Origin of the sequence: Micromonospora sp. NBC_00821, assembly GCF_036347035.1 — a bacterium.
Taxonomy (GTDB): Bacteria; Actinomycetota; Actinomycetes; order Mycobacteriales; family Micromonosporaceae; genus Micromonospora; species Micromonospora hortensis.
In genome coordinates this window covers 2,696,788-2,715,438 of record NZ_CP108880.1, presented here as the reverse complement: position 1 = coordinate 2,715,438, position 18,651 = coordinate 2,696,788, and the positions used below count along the sequence as shown (strand labels likewise).

At 74.0% G+C, this 18,651-nt stretch carries 17 protein-coding genes; 7 read left to right on the top strand and 10 right to left on the bottom strand.

Annotated features, from left to right (window positions below; all coding sequences use genetic code 11):
* Window positions 1–13 precede the first annotated feature (13 nt).
* A complete protein-coding gene (locus OHB44_RS12315) occupies window positions 14–517 on the top strand; it encodes a hypothetical protein (RefSeq protein ID WP_238677252.1) in 504 nt (167 codons plus the stop codon).
* Here OHB44_RS12315 and OHB44_RS12310 read toward each other — a convergent pair.
* A complete protein-coding gene (locus OHB44_RS12310) occupies window positions 507–2,096 on the bottom strand; it encodes an MFS transporter (protein ID WP_330441223.1) in 1,590 nt (529 codons plus the stop codon). The two genes, OHB44_RS12315 and OHB44_RS12310, sit on opposite strands and share 11 nt — an antisense overlap.
* An 82-nt stretch (window positions 2,097–2,178) precedes the next feature.
* Here OHB44_RS12310 and OHB44_RS12305 point away from each other — a divergent pair, with 82 nt between their 5' ends.
* The gene (locus OHB44_RS12305; protein ID WP_238682939.1) at window positions 2,179–2,940 is read left to right on the top strand and encodes a TetR/AcrR family transcriptional regulator; all 762 of its coding nucleotides are present in this window, start codon (window positions 2,179–2,181) and stop codon (window positions 2,938–2,940) included.
* 9 nt (window positions 2,941–2,949) lie between these two features.
* Window positions 2,950–3,984, top strand: coding sequence for a helix-turn-helix domain-containing protein (locus OHB44_RS12300; RefSeq protein WP_330440832.1), 1,035 nt, complete (start codon window positions 2,950–2,952; stop codon window positions 3,982–3,984).
* Window positions 3,985–4,139: 155 nt separating this feature from the next.
* Here the strand turns inward: OHB44_RS12300 and OHB44_RS12295 are convergent, their stop codons facing one another.
* From OHB44_RS12295 to OHB44_RS12260, 8 genes are read right to left on the bottom strand one after another with little or no spacing between them, the layout of a single operon-like run.
* Window positions 4,140–5,123, bottom strand: coding sequence for a DNA topoisomerase IB (locus OHB44_RS12295; protein ID WP_330440831.1), 984 nt, complete (start codon window positions 5,121–5,123; stop codon window positions 4,140–4,142).
* Window positions 5,107–6,060: a glycosyltransferase family 9 protein gene (locus tag OHB44_RS12290; protein ID WP_330440830.1), complete on the bottom strand. Its 954-nt coding sequence runs from the start codon at window positions 6,058–6,060 to the stop codon at window positions 5,107–5,109. The genes OHB44_RS12295 and OHB44_RS12290 overlap by 17 nt, the downstream gene beginning before the upstream one ends.
* Window positions 6,057–6,758: an SDR family oxidoreductase gene (locus OHB44_RS12285; protein ID WP_210785226.1), complete on the bottom strand. Its 702-nt coding sequence runs from the start codon at window positions 6,756–6,758 to the stop codon at window positions 6,057–6,059. Before OHB44_RS12285 ends, OHB44_RS12290 begins: the two co-directional genes overlap by 4 nt.
* Window positions 6,755–8,200 carry a PfkB family carbohydrate kinase gene (locus OHB44_RS12280; RefSeq protein ID WP_372488275.1) on the bottom strand — a complete coding sequence of 482 codons (1,446 nt, stop codon included), beginning with the start codon at window positions 8,198–8,200 and terminating at the stop codon, window positions 6,755–6,757. Before OHB44_RS12280 ends, OHB44_RS12285 begins: the two co-directional genes overlap by 4 nt.
* Window positions 8,201–8,255: 55 nt before the next feature.
* Window positions 8,256–8,969: a D-sedoheptulose-7-phosphate isomerase gene (locus OHB44_RS12275; protein WP_372488272.1), complete on the bottom strand. Its 714-nt coding sequence runs from the start codon at window positions 8,967–8,969 to the stop codon at window positions 8,256–8,258.
* Entirely contained in the window at window positions 8,969–10,186 is a 1,218-nt protein-coding gene (locus tag OHB44_RS12270; RefSeq protein ID WP_238682934.1) for a glycosyltransferase, read from the bottom strand. Before OHB44_RS12270 ends, OHB44_RS12275 begins: the two co-directional genes overlap by 1 nt.
* A complete protein-coding gene (locus OHB44_RS12265; RefSeq protein ID WP_330440829.1) occupies window positions 10,171–11,145 on the bottom strand; it encodes a glycosyltransferase in 975 nt (324 codons plus the stop codon). Before OHB44_RS12265 ends, OHB44_RS12270 begins: the two co-directional genes overlap by 16 nt.
* Window positions 11,142–12,818, bottom strand: a complete 1,677-nt coding sequence (locus OHB44_RS12260) for an HAD-IIIA family hydrolase (protein WP_238682932.1) — start codon at window positions 12,816–12,818, stop codon at window positions 11,142–11,144. Before OHB44_RS12260 ends, OHB44_RS12265 begins: the two co-directional genes overlap by 4 nt.
* Window positions 12,819–12,992: 174 nt before the next feature.
* Here OHB44_RS12260 and OHB44_RS12255 point away from each other — a divergent pair, with 174 nt between their 5' ends.
* The 3 genes from OHB44_RS12255 to OHB44_RS12245 all read left to right on the top strand — a co-directional run bounded on the left by OHB44_RS12255 (window position 12,993) and on the right by OHB44_RS12245 (window position 15,336).
* Complete coding sequence (locus OHB44_RS12255) at window positions 12,993–13,421, top strand: SRPBCC family protein (protein WP_330440828.1); 429 nt, start codon at window positions 12,993–12,995, stop codon at window positions 13,419–13,421.
* The gene (locus OHB44_RS12250; RefSeq protein WP_330440827.1) at window positions 13,418–14,419 is read left to right on the top strand and encodes an SDR family oxidoreductase; all 1,002 of its coding nucleotides are present in this window, start codon (window positions 13,418–13,420) and stop codon (window positions 14,417–14,419) included. The genes OHB44_RS12255 and OHB44_RS12250 overlap by 4 nt, the downstream gene beginning before the upstream one ends.
* 149 nt (window positions 14,420–14,568) lie before the next feature.
* A complete protein-coding gene (locus OHB44_RS12245) occupies window positions 14,569–15,336 on the top strand; it encodes a polyprenol monophosphomannose synthase (RefSeq protein ID WP_238682929.1) in 768 nt (255 codons plus the stop codon).
* 99 nt (window positions 15,337–15,435) lie between these two features.
* On the opposite strand, the gene OHB44_RS12240 is transcribed toward OHB44_RS12245, so the two are convergent.
* Window positions 15,436–17,076 carry a phytoene desaturase family protein gene (locus OHB44_RS12240; protein ID WP_330440826.1) on the bottom strand — a complete coding sequence of 547 codons (1,641 nt, stop codon included), beginning with the start codon at window positions 17,074–17,076 and terminating at the stop codon, window positions 15,436–15,438.
* Window positions 17,077–17,148: 72 nt separating this feature from the next.
* Between OHB44_RS12240 and OHB44_RS12235 the strand changes: the two genes are divergently transcribed.
* Window positions 17,149–18,582, top strand: a complete 1,434-nt coding sequence (locus OHB44_RS12235) for an aldehyde dehydrogenase family protein (protein WP_330440825.1) — start codon at window positions 17,149–17,151, stop codon at window positions 18,580–18,582.
* Window positions 18,583–18,651 lie beyond the last annotated feature (69 nt).

The following is an 18,651-nucleotide window of genomic DNA, read 5'->3' as shown; positions in this document are numbered from 1 at the left end:
AAGGGGCGTTGTCGTGATCGAGCAGCCGGCGTACACCGGGTTCGGTTTCTCCGACGAGGAGTGGGGGTTGCTGGTCGGCCTGCCGCAGTCGGTGCTGACCGCGGCGAGCGCCGCCGAGTCCGACGGCACCCGCCGGACCATGGCGGAGAACGCGGCCGGGCTGGAGACCATCGCCGCTGGCCGGGAGTCGGCCAGCCCGCTGGTCGCCGCCGTGGCCGGCGAGATCGTCACCCGGGTCGGTGACCCGGACACCGGCGAGGAGTTGCCGGCCATCGCGCCCGCCGACCCCGGGGCGTACATCGACGACGTGCTGCTGCGGGCCGGCGAGGCCGGCGCGTTGCTGGCCGCGCGGGTCGACGAGGGCGAGGCCGGCGCGTACAAGCACTGGCTCGTGAAGATCGCCGAGCAGGTGGTGGGCGCCGCGTCCAGCGGTGGGCTGCTGGGCATCGGCGGCGAGTCGGTCAGCGACTCCGAGCGGCGTTTCCGCGACCGGCTCGCGCACGTACTCATCGACTGACCGACGACAGCGACGTGTCGGCCGGACCGGTCGGCTCGACGGCGAGCGCCGTGGAGTCGGCCGGTCGGACGCCGCGCAGCCCGACCAGCGCGGTGACCGCGCCCAGCAGCATCACCGCCATGGCGGCGTACGCGGCGAGGTGCAGCCCGTCGGTGAACGCGACAGCGGCGGCGTGCCGCACGGCGTCGGCCAGCTCCGCCGGCAGCCCCTGGGCGACCGCGAGCGCACCGGCCAGGGTCTCCTCGGCCGCGGCTCCGGCGTCGGCGGGCAGTCCGGCCGGCAGGCCGTCGACGACCTCGCGGCGGTAGACCGCCGCGCCCACGCTGCCCAGGATCGCCATTCCCAGCGCACCGCCCAGCTCGCTGCTGGACTCGGTCAGCGCCGACGCGACACCGGCCTGCTCCGGCGGCGCCGCGCCGAGGACCAGCTCGGTGACGAGGGACATCACCATCACCAGGCCACCCGCGTAGACACTGGCGCCGACGAGCAGCAGCCACAGCGGCGTCTCCGGCGTGACCCGGGTCAGGACCACGAAGCCGACCACGGCGATCCCGAACCCCGCACCGATCAGGTACGCCCGTTCGACGCGCTGGGCGAGTGCGGCGGCGGCCGGCACGATTCCACCCACGGCGAGGGACGGCACGAGGCTCCACAGCGCCGCCCGCAGCGGGCTCAGGCCGAGCACCAACTGGAGGTGCTGGGTGGTGAAGATGGCAAAGCCGACGATGGCGAACATCGCCAGCAGGTTGACAGCGAGCGACCCGGCGAAGCCGCGACGGCGGAACAGCGCGAGGTCGACCATCGGGTACGCCCGGGTCCGCTGCCGGTGCAGGAACAGCGCCCCCACCAGCAGACCGCCGACGATGGCGAGCACCCGCACCGGGCTGAGGCCGTCGCGGGCCATCTCCTTGATGCCGTAGATCACCGGCAGCAGGGCGCCGAGCGACAGTGCGGCGCTGACCAGGTCGAACCGCCCGGTCGCCGGGTTGCGGAACTCGGGCACCAGGAGCGGGGCGAGCAGGAGCAGCATCAGCATCGCCGGGATGTTGATGAGGAAGATCGAGCCCCACCAGAAGTGCTCCAGCAGGATGCCGCTGAGCACCGGGCCGATCGCGATGCCGCCGGTGAGGGTGGCGGTCCAGATGGCGATGGCGGTGCCGCGCTGCTTGGCGTCGTGGAACATGTTGCGCACCAGGGCGAGCGTCGAGGGCATCAGGGTGGCCCCACCGACGCCGAGCACGGCACGCGCGGCGATCAGCGTCGCGGTGCTGTCGGCGTACGCGGCCAGCAGCGACGCCGCCCCGAACGCGATGGCGCCGATCAGCAGGAGCCGGCGTCGGCCGATCCGGTCACCCAGGGCGCCCATGGTGATGAGCAGCCCGGCCAGCACGAAGCCGTAGATGTCGAAGATCCACAGTTGCTCGGTGGCGGTGGGGCGCAACTCCGCGCTGATGAACGGGACGGCGAAGTAGAGCACCGACACGTCCATCGAGACCAGGAGCAGCGGCAGCATCAGCACCGTGAGCCCGATCCACTCCCGCCGGCCCGCTCGCGGTGCCGGTGTGGTGGTGATCATCATGGTCACTTCCCCTTCTGCGTATGTCGTACGCTGTTATGCGTAGACCATACGCAGAACTAGGATGGCGGGGCAAGGAGGAAATGTGGCGGCGAAGACAGACGACAGCGGGCCCGTGCTCCCGGCGTCCATCGAGAGCGCGTGGGGGCTACGGGAGCGACCACCCAAGGGCCCCCGGCCGGGAATGAGCGTGCCCACCATCGTGGACGCCGCCGTACGCGTGGCCGACGCCGACGGCTTGGCGGCCGTCTCGATGAGCCGCGTGGCCAAGGAGTTGGGCGCCGCGACCATGGCCCTCTACCGGTACGTCGGCTCGAAGGACGAACTGCTCATGCTCATGGTGGACACCGGGTACGGCCCACCCCCCGGACCGCCCGCGCCGGAGGACGACTGGCGCGCCGCCCTCACCCGGTGGGCCTGGGCCGAGCACGAGGCACTGCGGCAACGGTCCTGGCTGCTGCACGTGCCGATCAGCGGCCCACCGATCACCCCGCAGCAGCTCGGCTGGATGGAGGACGGGCTGCGCTGCCTCGACGGCACCGCGCTCGGCGAGGGCGAGAAGATGTCGGTGCTCCTGCTGATCACCGGGTACGTCCGCAACGAGGCCACCCTCACCTCGCAGGTCGCCGAGGGCAGCCGGGCGGCCGGCGTCGAGCCCAGCGAGATGATGCCGGCGTACGGCCGGCTGGTGGCCCGACTCATCGACCCGGCCCGCTTCCCCGCGCTACACCGGGTGCTGAGCGCCGGCGTACTCGCCCAGGACGACGACCCCGACGACGAGTTCACCTTCGGCCTGGACCGGATCCTCGACGGCGTCGAGGCGCTGATCCGCCGCCGGACGGGCTGAGGGAGTTCCATGCTGCCGAGAGACACCATCGACACCAGGGTCCTGCCACCGGGCGAACGGTTCGGCATGTGGCTGGACCTGGTGGCGCGCACCTCGGTGCCGCTGCGCATGCAGTCCGCGCACACCGACGACTTCGCCGCCCGCGCCGACTTCATAGCGCTCGGCCCGATCCAGTTGGTGCAGTACGAATACCCGTCCCTGGATGCCACCCGGCCCCCGAAGCTGGTCCGTCAGGCCGACCCGGAGCTGTACATTCTCGCCCTCACCACCGGCGGCATCGGCACGTCCAGCCAGGACGGCCGCCGCAGCGAGATTCTGGCCGGCAACTTCACCTTCTACGACGCGTCCCGGCCGCACGACGTCTGTCACCACGCCACCGAGCCCGACCGGGACCAGGCCAGCTCGATCGTCACGATGATCCCGCACTCCGCCCTGCCACTGCCACCACAGCGGATGGCCGCGCTCTACGGGGGCCAGATGTCCGGCAGCGAGGGGATCGGGGCGCTGCTGGCGCAGTTCCTGCTCCAGGTGACAGGGCACCCCGAGCAGTACCATGCCGCCGACGCCAGCCGGCTCGGCGCGGTGGGGCTCGACCTGGCCACCACCATGCTCGGCCGGCACCTCGTCGCCGAGGACGCCGTACCCACCGAGGTCCGCCGCCGCGCGCTGCTCACCCAGGTGCAGTCGTACATCCACCGCCACCTCGGCGACGCGACGCTCGGCCCGCAGGTCGTCGCCGACGCCCACCACATCTCGGTGCGGTCCCTGCACCGGTTGTTCGAGGCCGAGGACGCCACTGTGGCGTCGTACATCCGGGATCTGCGGCTCGCCCGGTGCCGGCGCGACCTGACCGACCCGGCGCTGCGCAATCAGCCCGTGCAGACCGTCGCGGCGCGGTGGGGGTTCCCCGACAAGGCCCACTTCAGCCGGGCATTCCGGGCCGCGTACGGCACCACCCCGCAGGAACACCGCGACGGTGGCTCGGATTTGGCGCGGATCGTCAACCGCCAGGCGTCCACTGTCAACTCGCTGCCGGCAGACTGACACCCAACGCGGCCGGCCGTCACTGGTCTGCCGCCAACGGGGGCCGTGGCGAGGCGCCCGCCGCGCGAGCGGCGGGCGGCCGCCCGGTGGCACCCCGCTGACGCCCGAGGCTCCGGCCCCGTCGCGCTTCCCCCCAGGACCGCCGACGGGGCCGGTCAGGCCCCCTCCAGCAGCTTCAGGACGACCTGTTCCGCCTCCTCGCGAGGCGTCTGCGGATCCACCGACGCCACCACCCCGTCGTGGTAGAGGTCGACCACCCGTGGGTCCACGTAGGACGCCCGCGCCACCGTCGGTGTGTTGCCCAGCAGCTCCGCCACCTCACGCATCACGGCGACCACCGCCTTACGCCGGGCGGTCACCGAGCGGGCCGGACCGGCGGTGGCCAACTCGGTGGCCGCGAGCACAGTGGCGTGCCAGGTACGGAAGTCCTTCGCGGTCATCTCCCCACCGCTGGCGTCGCGCAGGTATCCGTTGACCTCGTCGCTGCGCACGTCGCGCCACTCCCGACCGTCCCAGTAGCCGAACAGCCGGTCCGCCCATCGCCGGCGACGGCGCAGATTCACCAGCACCTGGCACAGCTCCGGGTCCTCGATCCGGCGTACCTGCTCGATGCCCCCCTTCGCGGGAAACACGAACACCACGCAGCCGCGCCGGGACCGGGCATGCTCGGGGCGCAGGGTGGACACTCCGTACGTCGGGTCGTCGCCGTTGGCGTACTGGTCACTGCCGACCCGGAACATCCCCATGTCCAGCAGGCGGGTCACCGTCGCCAGCACCCGGTCCCGGCCCAGTCCACGGCCGTCCAGGTCGCGCCCCACCCGTTCACGCAGCGCCGGCAGCCGCCGGGCCACCTCCAGCATGTGGTCGAACTTCGCCTCGTCCTGCTTCTCCCGCCACCGCGGGTGGTAGACGTACTGCTTGCGTCCGGCCGCGTCGATCCCGATCGCCTGGATGTGCCCGTTCGGGTGCGGCGCGATCCACACGTCCTGCCAGGCCGGCGGGATGACCAACTCCCGCAGCCGGGTCAGGACATCCGGATCCCGCACCGGAGCCCCGGACGGGTCGACGAAGAGCCAACCCCGTCCGCGCCGACGCCGTCCGTACCCCGGTCGACCCGGGTCGCTACGCCGCAACCGCACCGGAGACCCGCACCACCCTCTCCACCTCGGCCACGGCGGCCAGCACCTCGTCGAGGTGCAGAGCCGCCAGTGTCGGGTGGCTTCCTACCCCATCCCACCTGGGCCAATCCGCCTCGCCGGCCCAGAGCACGCGGTGTCGTGGCCGGTCCGGTGGTGGCCCCCAGTGCGCCGGTGGCACCGGCCCGAAGAGGACGACCGACGGGGTGCCGTACCCGGTGGCCAGGTGGGCGACCCCGGTGTCCCCGCTGACCACCAGCCGGGCGTCGGCCACCAGCGCGGCGAGCGCGCCGAGGTCGGTCCGGCCGGCCAGCACGGTCTCCGAACTCAGGCCCGCCGCCTCGGCCACCCGGGCCGCCAACGCCCGTTCGTCGGCCGAGCCGGTGAGCAGCACCCGGTGTCCTTTGTCGGTCAGTGCCCGGGCCAACGCGGCGAACCGCTCGGCGGGCCACCGCTTGGCCGGGATCTTGCTGCCCGGGTGCAGCACTGTGACACCACTGGGCAGCCCTGCCGAAGCGGGTCGACGCAGGCTGAGGTCGGCGCGGTCGGCCGGGATGTCGTACCAGGACAGCAGCCGGCACCACCGGTCCACCTCGTGCTCGTCGGCGGCCCAGCGCGGACCGTCGGCGCAGCCGGCGTCCGGGCTGGCGAAGGCGAGCAGCCGACCGGGCCGTGTGGCCGCGAGCAACCGGTGCGACTGCGGGCCGCGCCCGTGCAGGTTGACAGCGACCCGCGGGGCCGACCCCACCCGGAGAGGGTGATCCAGCCCTGCGGTGTCCACCAGCCGGTCGACGCCACCGACCAGGTCGACAAGCGGGGCCAGCCAGCCGGGCGCGGCGAGCGTCAGCTCCCGCGACGGGTACGCGGCCCGCAGCGCCCGCAGCGCGGGCACCGCGGTCACCAGATCGCCGACGCCGAGGGCGCGCAGCACGAGGATCACGGGTACGAGGTCTCCTGCTCGGCGCAGACCACCATCTCGCGCACCGCGCAACCGGGCGGCTGGTTGAGCGCGAACATGATCGCGGCGGCGGTGTCGGCGGGCTCGTTGAGGTTCGCGTCCGGCCCCGGCTTGTACTGCGGGTCACGTTCGTCGAAGAACGCGGTGCGCATCCCACCCGGGATGAGCAGGGTGACGCCGACCTGACCGGCCAGCTCGGCGGCGAGGGCTCGGGTGAACCCCACCACGCCGAACTTCGCCGCGCAGTACGCGGTGGCGTCGCTGACCGCCTTGACGCCCAGGGTGGAGGCGACGGTGACGATGCGGCCCCGGGAGGTCAGCAGGAACGGCAGCGCGGCCCGGATCACCGCCGCGGTGGCCAGCAGGTCGACGGCGACGATCCGGTCCCAGGTCTCCCCGGGCAGGTCGGCGAGTCGGCCCGGCACGTCGGTGCCGGCGGCGGTCACCACGGCGTCCAGACCACCGGCCTGCTCGGCGAGGTGCTGGGTGGCCACCTCGGCGGCTCGCGTGTCGGCCAGGTCGCACTCGGTCCAGGACACCCCGTCGGCCGGCGGCTGCCGGTCCAGCACGAGCGGTCGGCCACCGGAGGCGGCCACCGCGGCGACCACCGCTGCGCCGAGGCCGCTGGCGCCGCCGGTGACCAGGACGGTGGGCCCGGCGCCGGGCCGCGTGGCGGTCATCGGGTCCGCTCCGCGAGCGTGCGGACGATCAGGTCGGTGGTGGAACGACCGTCCAGATAGGGCACCACCACCGTGTTCCCACCCCAGCGGCGCAGGACCTCCGCCTCCGGCAGCGTGGCGCTCTCGTCCCCACCGCCGGTGGCGTAGTCGCCGCCCTTGACCCACACGTCGGGGCGTACCCAGGACAACGCCGTCTCCGGGGTCGGCTCGTCGAAGATGAGGACCGCGTCGACGCAGCTCAGGGCGGCCAACAGCCGGGCCCGGTCGCCTTCGGACTGCACCGGCCGATCCGGCCCCTTCAACCCGGCCACGCTGGCGTCGGAGTTCAGGCAGACGATCAGGCAGTCGCCGAGCTGCCGGGCCGCCTCCAGGGTGGCCACGTGCCCGGCGTGCAGCAGGTCGAAGCAACCGCCGGTCGCCACCACAGTGCCACCCGCGGCGCGTACCTCACCCAGGAGCGTGGCCACGGCGGCGACTCCCACCCGGTCGGCCAGCGCAGCACCTCGTGGTACCGGCTGGAGGGCTCGCGGCCCCGGCGCGCTCCTGGCCCGCACCGTAGGCGCCGACGGAGGCAGCGCCGTGGCCACTCCCCCACCGGCCACGTACGCGGACGCCTCGGCGACCGCCACCTGCACCGCCTCGGAGACCAGCGCGCCCTGGGCCAGCGCGAGGCTGGCCGCCGCAGCGAACCGGTCGCCGGCGCCGCAGGTGTCCCCCTCGGCGCTACCCGGCGTCGGCACCACCAGCGGCGTCGACCCGGCGTGGCAGAGCAGCGCGCCGTCACCGCCCAGCGTCACGGCGACAGCGCCGGCCCGCCAGCGCCGCCGTAGCCCCTGGGCGCCCCGAGACGCGGTGGCCAGTCGGGAGGCGCCGGGCAGCGCGGGGACCAGCTCGCGCACCTCGGACTCGTTCGGGGTGGCCAGGTGTACGCCGGGCACGGCCGCCGGGCCGCGCGGATGCGGGTCCCACACCACCGGCGCGCGGGTGGCGGCCAACGCCTCGCGCAGCGCGGGCTGCCGGGCCACCCCTCGGCCGTAGTCGCTGACCAGCACCGCCGACGCCGCGGCGATCACCCGGAGCACCTCGTCGGAGGGCTGACCCGGCTCCCCGGACGTGCCGCCCCGGTCGTGGCGCAGCAGCACCCGCCCCCGGGCCCGCAGCCGGATCTTCTCCGGCGTCGCGCCGGAGAGGGCCAGTGGGTACACCTGCACCCCGGCGGCGGCGAGCAGAGCGCTCAGCCGGGCCCCGCCGGCGTCGTCGGCGAGCGCGGTCACCAGCACCACCTCGGCGCCCTGCGCGGCGGCGAACACCGCCGCCAGCCCGGCGCCCCCCGGTCGGTCGGTGGCCACGGTCTCGTCGAGCACCGGCACCGGGGAGTCCGGGCAGAGCCGGTTCACCACACCTTCCACATCCCGGTCGAGCAGGGTGTCCCCGAGCACCACCACCGGTCCCCTCACGCTTGCCTCCTCATCCTCACGCGTCGACCTGCTGTCCGGCTCACGCGTCGACCTGCTGTCCGGGCCCGCCGTCGAGCACCACCTCGACCCCGGTGCGTACCGGCGCGGCAGGCAGCCGACCGGCCGGTGCGGGCTCCCCGGGCACGGGGTGGACGACCGCCGGATCGGCGACCGCCGCCAGCGCGGCGGGCAACTCCTGTTCGAGGTACTCGCAGAGCAGATGACTGGTCACCAGGTGCAGCTCCTGGACGACCTGGGTGTCCGGGGACGCGACGGCCAGCACGTCGTCGCAGGCGTCGGCGAGCGGATTGGGGGCGGCGCCGGTGAGCGCCCAGGTGGTCACCCCGACATCGCGGGCCGCCTGCGCGGCGGCGACCAGGTTGGGGCTGGTTCCGCTGGTGCTCAGCAAGAGCAGGACGTCGCCCGGGCGGCCGTGGGCGCGCACCTGGCGGGCGTACACGTCGGTGTAGCCGTAGTCGTTGGCGATGGCGGTGAGCGCGCTCGTCTCGGCGTGCAACGCGATCGCGGACAACGGCTGACGGTCGTCGTGCAGCTTGCCGACCAGCTCGGCGGTGAGGTGCTGGGCCTCGGCGGCGCTGCCGCCGTTGCCGGCCACCAGCAGGCGCCCCCCGGCCGCCAGCCGGTGGGCCAGGTCCGCCCCCCAGCGCGCCAACTGTCGCTCACACAGTCGGTACGGCACCAGCGCCGCCGCGAGATTCGTCAGGTGGGTGTCGAGCAGGCTGCCCGTCGGCATCAGGCCACCACCCGGGTCGGCCGGCGCACTGCGGCCACCTCGCTGTAGACCTCGACCAGCCGCTCGGCGGTGGCCGCCCACGAGTACCGCTCCCGGGCCCGCTCCCGCGCCGCCGTCGCGTACGCGAAACGCCTGATCCGGTCGTCGAGCAGCCCCTGGATCGCGGTGGCCAGCGCGCGCGGGTCCCGGGCCGGCACGAGGTCACCTGTCGTCCCGTCGACAACTGTGTCCCGGATGCCGCCCACGGCAGTGCCGACGACCGGCACCCCACAGGCCATCGCCTCCAGCGGGGTCAACCCGAACGGCTCGTACCAGGGCGCCGCCACCAGCAGGTCCGCCGAGCGGTACCAGCGGCCCATCTCCTCCCGGGGCACCGCGCCGACCAGGTGCACCCGGTCGGCCACCCCGCACGACTCGGCGAGGGCCCGCAGCCGGCGGGCGTACGGATCGGTCTCCAACAGCCCCTCGGGTGGGCCGCCGACGACCAGGCACTCGGCGTCCGGGACCAGCGCCATCGCGCGGATCACGGTCTGGAAGCCCTTGCGCTCGACCAGCCGACCCACTGTGAGGATGCGGGGCCGTCCCGGTTCCCGGTCGGCTGCCGGCCCGAGCGGGGCGAAGGTGGCGAGGTTGACCCCCGAGGGCACCACTGTCATCCGGGACCGGGGCACACCCATCCGGACCAGCTCGCCCACCTCGTCGCGGCACTGCGCGACGATCCGGTCCACCGAGCGGCCCAGCTCCCGCTCGTAGGAGACCCGTCGGGCCGGGCTGGTGTCCTGTACCCCCTGGTAGCGGCGCTTCACAGTGCCCAGCGCGTGGTACGTCTGCACCACCGGCACCCCGGCCTGCCGGCCGGCGGTCAGCCCGGCCAGACCGCTCATCCAGAAGTGCGCGTGGATCACCTCGGGCACCCAGTCGCCGCCGCGCCAGCGCTCGATCAGCCAGGTGCTGAACTCCCGCATGTGCGGCAGCAGCGCGTCCTTGGCCACCGGCTCGGCCGGGCCGGCCGGCACGTGCACCACGTCGTACCCGTCCGGGCTGCGAACGGTCACCGGCAGGTCGGGCGCGTCGCGGCGGGTGTAGACCCGCACCTCGTGCCCGGCGGCGGCGAGCGCGGCGGACAGCTCCGCGACGTGCGTGTTCTGGCCGCCGGCATCCTCCCCTCCGAGGACGGCGAGCGGGCTGGCGTGCTCCGAGATCATCGCGATCCGCATACTTCCTCCTCCAGCAGCCGGTCCCAGTCAGCGAGGAAACGGTCGAGGCCGTACCTGTCGCGCGCGGCGGTTCGCGCCGCCGCTCCGGCCTGCCGCGCGGTGGCCGGTTCGGCGATGAACCGGCGGGCGGCGTCGAGCAGGGTGTCGGTCCGGGTGGCGAGCGCCCCCGCCTCCGGGGGCACCGCCGTCACCGCCTCGGTGGTGGCGAGCGCGACGACCGGCATGCCGATCGACATCGCCTCGATGAGGCTCAGCCCGAGGGAGGTCCACCGGCACAGGTGCAGGTACGCCCGCCGACGGGCCAGTTCGGCGTGCATCCGCTCCTGGGGCACGTCGTCGTGGCTGGTCAGCCGGTCGGCGGGCAGTCCGAGGTGGTCGGCCAGGCCGGCGACACCCATGCCGAACACGTCCAGCGGCGCGATCTCGGCGAACTGGGGCAGCAGGTCGGTGCCGGTGACCCGACCTCGCCGTACCGGCTCGTTGATCACCACGGCGAGTCGGTCCAGCTCGCCGGTGTAGGACGCGGAGGGGGCGACGATGCCGTGGTCGACCACTGTGGTGCGGGTGGCGCCGGTGTCCCAGAAGATCTGGTTGAACCCGGTGACGTGGGCGATGAGCAGGTCGTCGCGGTCGGCCATCGGGTGGCGGGTGTTCGGCACGTCGCCCTTGGGAGTGTTGTGCTCAACGTAGATCGCGGGAAGGTCGCGGCCGGGGCGGCGGCGAAGCCACTGCTCGGCCCGGTCGATCTCCTCGGGGCGTTGCAGGATGACCATGTCGACGTCAGCGCTGGGCAGTTCCTCCGGGCTGACCTCGACCGCGCTGTCCGGCCACGGGTAGGTGCGGGCCCGGCCGAGGCCGTACGGGCCACGGTCGGGTGTGGTGGGAATCAGGTAGCGATGGCCGCCGTGCACGAACGACGTGGTCCAGGAGCCGTGCACGTGCCAGAGCAGGATGTTCATCGGCCGCCACCACCACTGACGGCGAGGGTCCGGAGCGCGTCGACCACGTCGCCCGGGTCGACGCCGCTGAGGCAGGGGTGCCCGGGGACCGGGCAACTGGCCGCCCGGGTGTCCCGGCACGGAGCGGCGGCGTCGCCGAGCCGGACTGTGGGCACCCGGTAGGGCCCCCACTGGCCGAACGGGACGGTCGGCGCGAAGAGACTCACCACCGGCACACCGGCGGCGGCCGCCAGGTGCGCGGGCCCGGTGTTGCCGACCACTACCGCGCTGGCGTCCGCGACGATCGCGGCCAGCCCGGCCAGGTCGGTGCGGCCGCCCAGGTCGGTGCCGCCGGCCGCGGCGACCCGCGCGGTGACCGCGCGTTCGTGCGGGCCGCCGGTGACCAGCACCCGGTGCCCGGCGTCGGCCAGCGCCCCGACGATCCGGGTGGCCACCTCCGGCGGGCAGGCGCGGCTCGACGCGGCCGACCCGGGGTGCAGCACCACGTACCCCGGATCGCCGAGGTCGGCCGGGCGCGGCGGCACGGCGTCCCGGCGGAGCCGCAGGACCGGTTCGTCGCCGTCGGGCAGCCGGTGGCCCGCGGCAGCGGCCAGGGAGAGGGCACGTTCGGGTTCGGGCACGCCCACCGGCACCCGGTGCCGAATGTCCAGCAGCGAGCCCGGATAGTCGTCGCTGATCGCCGCGATCCGGTCGATCCCCGCCATCCGCAACAGCAGCGCCAGCGGCAGGGCGGACTGGTGGAACGAGGTGAACACCACCGCCTGGTCCGCGCCGACCGCGCCCAGCCGCGCGGACAGGCTCCGCATCGCCTCCGGGTCGACCGGCCCCGGGTCGGGGTCGATCCACGGCAGCGGATGCTCGATGATCTCGTCGACGCCGGGCAACAGGTTGGCGGCGGCCCGACCGCGCGGCCCGCACAGCAGCACCACCCGCTCCGCTCCGGCCGCGACGGCGCGGATCGCCGGGCCGGTGACCAGCACGTCACCGGCCGAGTCCGAGCGGACCACGAGTGCCGTCCGCACCGGTTCGGTGGGCGGGTTCGAGGGCTGCACGGCCTGTTGGCGGCGCAGGATCTCCGCCACCGCCGCCGGCAGATCGGTGGCCACCCATCCGGCGGCGGCGACCTCCTCCGGCCGGGTCACCGGGGTGGGCACCAGCACCCCGGCGGCCCCGGCGGCCATGGCGGCGCCGACGTCCCGGCCGATGTCGCCCACGAGTACGCAACGGGACGGCGTCGTCCCCAGCTCGCGGGCGGCGGCGTACACCAGGCCCGGCGCCGGCTTGCGGCAGCCACAGCCGTCGGCGTCGTCGTGTGGGCAGACCAGCCACGCGTCGAACCGCCCCAGCAGCTCCTCGACGCGGGCGTGCACCGCCCGCATCTGCTCACCGGTGAAGTAACCGCGGGCCAGGCCCGACTGGTTCGTGACGACCGCCAGCCGCAGCCCCGCCGCGCGCAGCCGGTCCAGCGCCGCCCGCGCGCCCGGCACCGGCCGCACCTTCTCCGGGTCGCCGTTGTACGGCACGTCCTCGATCAGGGTGCCGTCGCGGTCCAGCAGCACCGCGTCGTAGAGCACCGCTCGCGGGCTTGCGACAGACCCGGAACCGGCGCGGTCAGCAGCGGCGTACACCTGGGCTGACCTGCGCTGATACGGATCCTCCTGGTCCTGTCGCACAGCCGGCGGGTTCCCTGCGCCCCGAGGAGTAAACGTCGTCGTCGAGGGGGTGGGCCAGCGCCGCCAGCGATGCCCCGGGTCGGCCTTACCCGCCGTCTGAGAGAAGCTAACCCGGTCAGCTGTTAGCCCGTGCCGTGCTCCGGGTATGGGATCCCGGTGGCGATTGTGGAGAAAGTGATCGACGCTTCCCCCCAGCAGGTGTTCGACGTGCTCGCGGACGGATGGACGTACAGCGACTGGGTGGTCGGCACGGCGCACATGCGGGACGTGGACGACGCCTGGCCCCGGGTGGGCAGCCAACTGCACCACCGTGCCGGGCCGTGGCCGCTCTCCTTGCAGGACGCCTCGACGGTGCTGGTCTGCGAGCCGCCGCACCGGCTCGTGCTCAAGGCCGGGCTCTGGCCGGCGGGCGAGGCGATAGTGGCCTTCACCCTGGAGCCGGTCGGCGACGGCGCCACCCGGGTGCGCCTCGGGGAGGACTTCGCGGCTGGCCCGCTGCGGTGGGTCCACAACAAGATCAACGACCTGGTGCTGCACCTCCGGAACCGGGAGACGCTGGACCGGCTCGCCGACATCGCCACCCGACAGAAGGGGGCCCCGTGACCCGGACCGTCGTGGTGACCGGCGCGAGCGCCGGCGTGGGCCGGGCCGTCGCCCACGCGTACGCGGCACGCGGCGCCCGGTTGGCGCTGCTGGCTCGGGGCGAGGCGGGTCTGGCCGCCGCCGAGCGGGAGTGCCGGCTGCGCGGCGCGACCGACGTTCGGGTGTACCGGGTGGACGTGGCCGACGCGGGCGCGGTGCAGCAGGCCGCCGACGACGTGGTGCACCGCTGGGGCGGCATCGACGTGTGGATCAACAACGCGATGGCGTCGGTGTTCGCGCCGGCCTGGGAGATTCCGGCGAGGGAGTTCCGTCGGGTCACCGAGGTCACCTACCTGGGCACCGTGCACGGCACCCTCGCCGCGCTGCGGCACATGCGGGCGCACGGGCGGGGCACGATCGTGCAGGTGGGCTCGGCGTTGGCCTACCGGGGAATCCCGCTCCAGTCGGCGTACTGCGCCAGCAAGCACGCCGTCCAGGGGTTCAACGACTCGCTGCGTGCCGAGCTGCTGCACGACTGCCCGGCGGTGAAGTTGTCGATGGTGCAGCTACCCGCCGTCAACACGCCGCAGTTCTCCTGGGTCCGCACCCGGCTGCCCCGGCATCCGCAGCCGGTGCCGCCGATCTTCACGCCGGAACTGGCCGCTCGGGCCATCCTCTGGGCCGCCGACCGTGGCACCAGGGAGCTGAACGTCGGTGGCCCGACCTGGCAGGCCCGGGTGGGCGACGCCCTGTTCCCCGGCCTGCTGGACCGCAAGCTGGCCCGCGACGGTTACGACAGCCAGCAGACCGGCCAGAAGATCGATCCAGCGACCTGGCGGGACAATCTGGATCACCCCGGCGACGCGGACACGGACCGGGGCACGGCGGGTGTTTTCCGCGAACAGGCGCGTGACCATTCTGCGGCGCTCTGGGTCGGCACGCACAAACCGGCGCTCTCCGGTGTCGCGCTCGCCGTCGCGGCGCTCGCCCTCAGCGCTGTCGCTCGCCGACGGCGCTGACCAGCACAAGCCCTTGACCAGGGCCTAGACACCCGCGCCCGGTAGGCGGCGAGGGTCCGCAACGCCCGAAAGGGGTGCCTCCCTCGGACCGAATCCGGGAACTAGATACCCTTTCCATGACCCTTGTCCGCAAACCGAGGATGACCGACATGATCAAGCCGGTGCAGTTGCCGTCGCCGTGGCGGGACGCACGCCTGACCGTCGTCGTGCCCACGTACAACGAGGCGGGCAACCTCCCGACGCTGGTCGAGCGACTGCTCGCACTGCCGCTGCCGGGGCTGCGCATCCTCGTCGCCGACGACAACTCCCCTGACGGCACCGGGGAGGTGGCCGACAAGCTGGCCATCGAGCACCCCGACCGGATCGAGGTCGTGCACCGCGCCGGCAAGGAGGGCCTCGGCCGGGCGTACGTGGACGGGATGACCCGGGCGATCGAGGGCGGCGCCGAGTACGTGGCGCAGATGGACGCCGACCTCTCGCACCCGCCCGAGGCGCTGCCGGGGATGCTCGGCGCGCTGCTCTCCACCCAGGCCAGCGTGGTGATCGGTTCCCGGTACGTGCCCGGCGGCGAGCTGGACGAGAACTGGCCGCTCTACCGCCGGGCGCTCAGTGGCTGGGCCAACCTCTACGTACACACCCTGCTGCGGGTACGCATCCGGGACCTCACCGCCGGCTTCAAGATCTGGCAGGCCGAGGCCCTGCGCGACATCGACCTGGAGCGCGTGCAGTCCAACGGCTACAGCTTTCAGGTGGAGATGCACTACCTCGCCACCAAGCTGGGGCACACCATCCTGGAGGTGCCGATCCGCTTCGAGGAGCGGCGCGACGGTGTCTCCAAGATGACCACCGCGACCAAGGTCGAGAGCGCGCTCATGCCCTTCCGCCTCCGCAGCAAACACCGCAACATCACCCGCTAACCCCAAACCCCACCCCACCCCCCTCCCCCTCCCCTCCCCACCCGGGTGATCAAGAGGTTTGCGTCGTCAGCGCCGGCAGATCTGACGCAAATCTCTTGATCACCGAGAGCCAGGCGGGGGCGGGGCGGTGGGTTGGTCGGGGTAGATGGCGCGGTGGGCGGTGGAAATGGCAGCGGCGTAGGCGCGGCCGGTGAGCGCGCGGTCGCGGGCCAGCGCGGCGCGGGCCGCGTTCGCGCCCGGCGCGCCGTGCACACCGCCGCCGGGGTGCGCCGACGCGCTGGCCAGGAAGAGCCGGTCCACCGGAGTGTCCGCCCGGCCCAGGCCAGGGATCGGGCGCAGGAAGAGCTGCTGGTACGCGGCGGCGGTCCCGCCGCCGAGCGTGCCACCGACCAGGCTCGGGTTGCCCTTCTCCAGGTCGGCCGGTCCGGCCACGTGTCGGCCCACGATCAGGCTTCGGAAACCCGGGGCCGCCGCCTCCAGCACGTCCTCCATCCGCTGCACGTGCCCGGCTACCTCCTCGGCCCGCCAGTTTCGCCGGAACGGCAGATGGGTGTACGACCAGAGTGACTCGGTACCCGGCGGGGAGTGGCTCGGGTCCGCCACCGACATCTGCCCCACCAGCAGGAACGGGTCGCGGGGCAGCTCGCCACGGGCCAACTCGCTGGCGTAGTGGGTGAGTCCGTTCAGGTCCGCGCCGAGGTGCACGGTGCCGGCGCCGGCCAACTGCCGGTTCGTCCAGGGCACCGGCGCGGAGAGCGCCCAGTCCACCTTCAGCGTGGAGCCGTCCCACCGGAAGTGCGCCAGGTCCTCCACCAGCCGGGACGGCAGTGCCGCCGCGCCGACCAGGTCGAGGTAGAGCGCCGGCGCCGGCACGTCGGCGAGCACTGCCCGCCTGGCCCGCCACAGCGCGCCGCCGACGGTCCGGACCCCCATCGCCCGGCCCCGGGCGGTGAGCACCCGATCGGCCCGGGCACCGTAGATGATCGTCCCGCCGCGCGCCTGTAGCCGATCCACCAGCGCGTTGGTGATCCGCTGGGCGCCGCCGTCTGGGACCGGCCAGCCGACCTGCTGGCCGAGCATGGCCAGCAGCCAGCCGTACACCCCGGAGCCGGCCTCCTCCGGGGAGAGGTCGGTGTGCAGGGCACAGCCGGCCAGCAGGGCCGGCCCGCCGGGACCGTCGAAGAGTTCGTCGCCGAGCTTGCGGACCGGTACGACCAGGCGCCGCGCGAGTCGCAGCGCGCCGGCGACGCGCAACCGACGCAGGAGACCCAGCCCGCCGCGTACCGGCGGGAACGGCGAGGTGATCGCCTCCAGCATCGGCTCGGCCACGTCGAGCCAGTCGGTGTACGCGTTGAGCCAGCGCTTACCGTCCCCGGGGGCGAACTGCTCCAGCGACGCGGCCGTGACGTCCGGATCCCGGTTGACCACCGCGGCTCGACCGTCCGGCAGCAGGTGCGCCAGCACGTCCGGCGAGTGCCGCCAGGACAGCCCGTGTCGACCCAGGTCCAGGCCGCCCAGCACCGGTGAGGCGTACCCGAGGGGGTAGAACGAGCTGTAGAGGTCGCTGAGGTAGCCGGGCGCGGTGACCTCGGCGGAGCGGACCGCGCCGCCGGGCACCGCTGTCGCCTCCAGCACCACCACGTCCCAGCCGGCGTCGGCCAGCAGGTTCGCCGCCACCAGGCCGTTGTGCCCGGCGCCGACGATGACGGCGTCCGCGCTCTGCGCGGTGGTGGTTGTCATCGGATCCGCCTACCCGGCGCGCAACCGGGCGAAACGCGTTTGCCTCGTCGGGGCCGGGGCATCCAGCGCCGCATGTACACGGTTGCGCAGCTGGTGGGCGGGGTGTGGGGTGCGGGCGGCGACGGCGGCGAACTGGTCGTGCGTGATCCGGCGGACGACGCGCCGGTGAGCACGGTGCCGGTGGCCACTGCCGACGAGGTGGGCAAGGCGACCCAGGCGGCCCGCAACGCGGCGTCCCAGTGGGCGGCGACCGCCCCGGCGGAACGGGCGGCGGCGCTGCACCGGGCCGCGGACGCGGTGGAGGCGGTGATCGAGGAGTTGGCGGCTGCGGTCACCGCGGAGATGGGCAAGCCGTTGGCGGACGCCCGCGGCGGCGTCGAGGCGGGGATCGGCACCCTGCGACAGTATGCGGAACTGGCGCCGCTGCGCGGCGGGCGCACGCTGAACGGCGACACCGACGCGCTGGACTTCCTCACCCCACAGCCACGCGGCGTGGTCGCGGCGATCACCCCCTGGAACGACCCGGTGGCGGTCTCCTGTGGACTGCTCGGCGCTGCCCTGGTGACCGGGAACGTGGTGCTCTACAAGCCGAGCGAACGGACACCGGCGACGGGTTGGCTGTTGGCCCGGGCGCTGGACCAGGCACTGCCGGCCGGGGTGTTGTCACTGCTCACCGGCGGCCCGGAGGTGGGTGCGGCGCTGGCGGCGCAGGACGTCGACGTGGTGGCCCACGTGGGTTCCACAGCGACCGGGCGGGCGATCGCCGCCGCGGCGGCCCGGACCGGCGCGAAGGTGCTCCTGGAGAACGGCGGCAGCGACCCGTTGATCGTGGACGCGGGCGTCGACCCGGAGTGGGCGGCGGAGCAGGTCGCGCTCGGCGCGTTCGCCAACGCCGGGCAGATCTGCGTGGCGGTGGAGCGGCTCTACGTGCACCGGGAGGTGGCCGACGACTTCGTGGCCGCGCTGGTCCGACGCGCCGCGGCGCTGCGGGTCGGGCCGGGCCGGGCTCCGGACACCGAGCTGGGCCCGCTGGTCGACCGGCGGCACCGGGACCACGTGCACGGGCAGGTGGCGGCCGCGCTGGCGGACGGCGCACGGGTGCTGGTGGGCGGTGAGGTCCCGGACGGGCCGGGGGCGTTCTACCCGGCCACCGTCGTCACCGACTGCCGCCACGACATGCCGCTGGTCCGGGAGGAAACCTTCGGGCCGGTCGCCCCGGTGGTGGTCGTCGACTCGTTCGACGAGGCGCTGCGCTGCGCGGCGGACTCCCCGTACGGACTGGCCGCCACTGTGTTGACCCCGTCGATGAGTCACGCGCAGCGGGCCTGGCGGGAGCTGCCGGTGGGCACGGTCAAGGTCAACGCGGTGTTCGGGGGTGCGCCGGGGGGTGCCGCGCACCCGCGCCGGGCCAGCGGACAGGGCTTCGGGTACGGCCCGGAACTGCTGGACGAGTTCACCGCCACGAAGGCGGTGCACATCGAGGCGCCGGGGGGCGGGCACTGGTGAACGGCGCGGGCGGACGCAGGGGTGGCGCGTCCGCCCGTACCGCGTCGGTTGTGCTCCGGTGCGGCGGCG

Coding starts and splice junctions, on each gene's coding strand:
- OHB44_RS12265 (WP_330440829.1), bottom strand. CDS start 11,145: ATGAACATCCTGCTCTGGCACGTGCACGGCTCCTGGACCACGTCGTTC.
- OHB44_RS12235 (WP_330440825.1), top strand. CDS start 17,149: ATGTACACGGTTGCGCAGCTGGTGGGCGGGGTGTGGGGTGCGGGCGGC.
- OHB44_RS12310 (WP_330441223.1), bottom strand. CDS start 2,096: ATGATGATCACCACCACACCGGCACCGCGAGCGGGCCGGCGGGAGTGG.
- OHB44_RS12245 (WP_238682929.1), top strand. CDS start 14,569: ATGATCAAGCCGGTGCAGTTGCCGTCGCCGTGGCGGGACGCACGCCTG.
- OHB44_RS12275 (WP_372488272.1), bottom strand. CDS start 8,969: ATGCCGACGGGCAGCCTGCTCGACACCCACCTGACGAATCTCGCGGCG.
- OHB44_RS12300 (WP_330440832.1), top strand. CDS start 2,950: ATGCTGCCGAGAGACACCATCGACACCAGGGTCCTGCCACCGGGCGAA.
- OHB44_RS12285 (WP_210785226.1), bottom strand. CDS start 6,758: ATGACCGCCACGCGGCCCGGCGCCGGGCCCACCGTCCTGGTCACCGGC.
- OHB44_RS12240 (WP_330440826.1), bottom strand. CDS start 17,076: ATGACAACCACCACCGCGCAGAGCGCGGACGCCGTCATCGTCGGCGCC.
- OHB44_RS12270 (WP_238682934.1), bottom strand. CDS start 10,186: ATGCGGATCGCGATGATCTCGGAGCACGCCAGCCCGCTCGCCGTCCTC.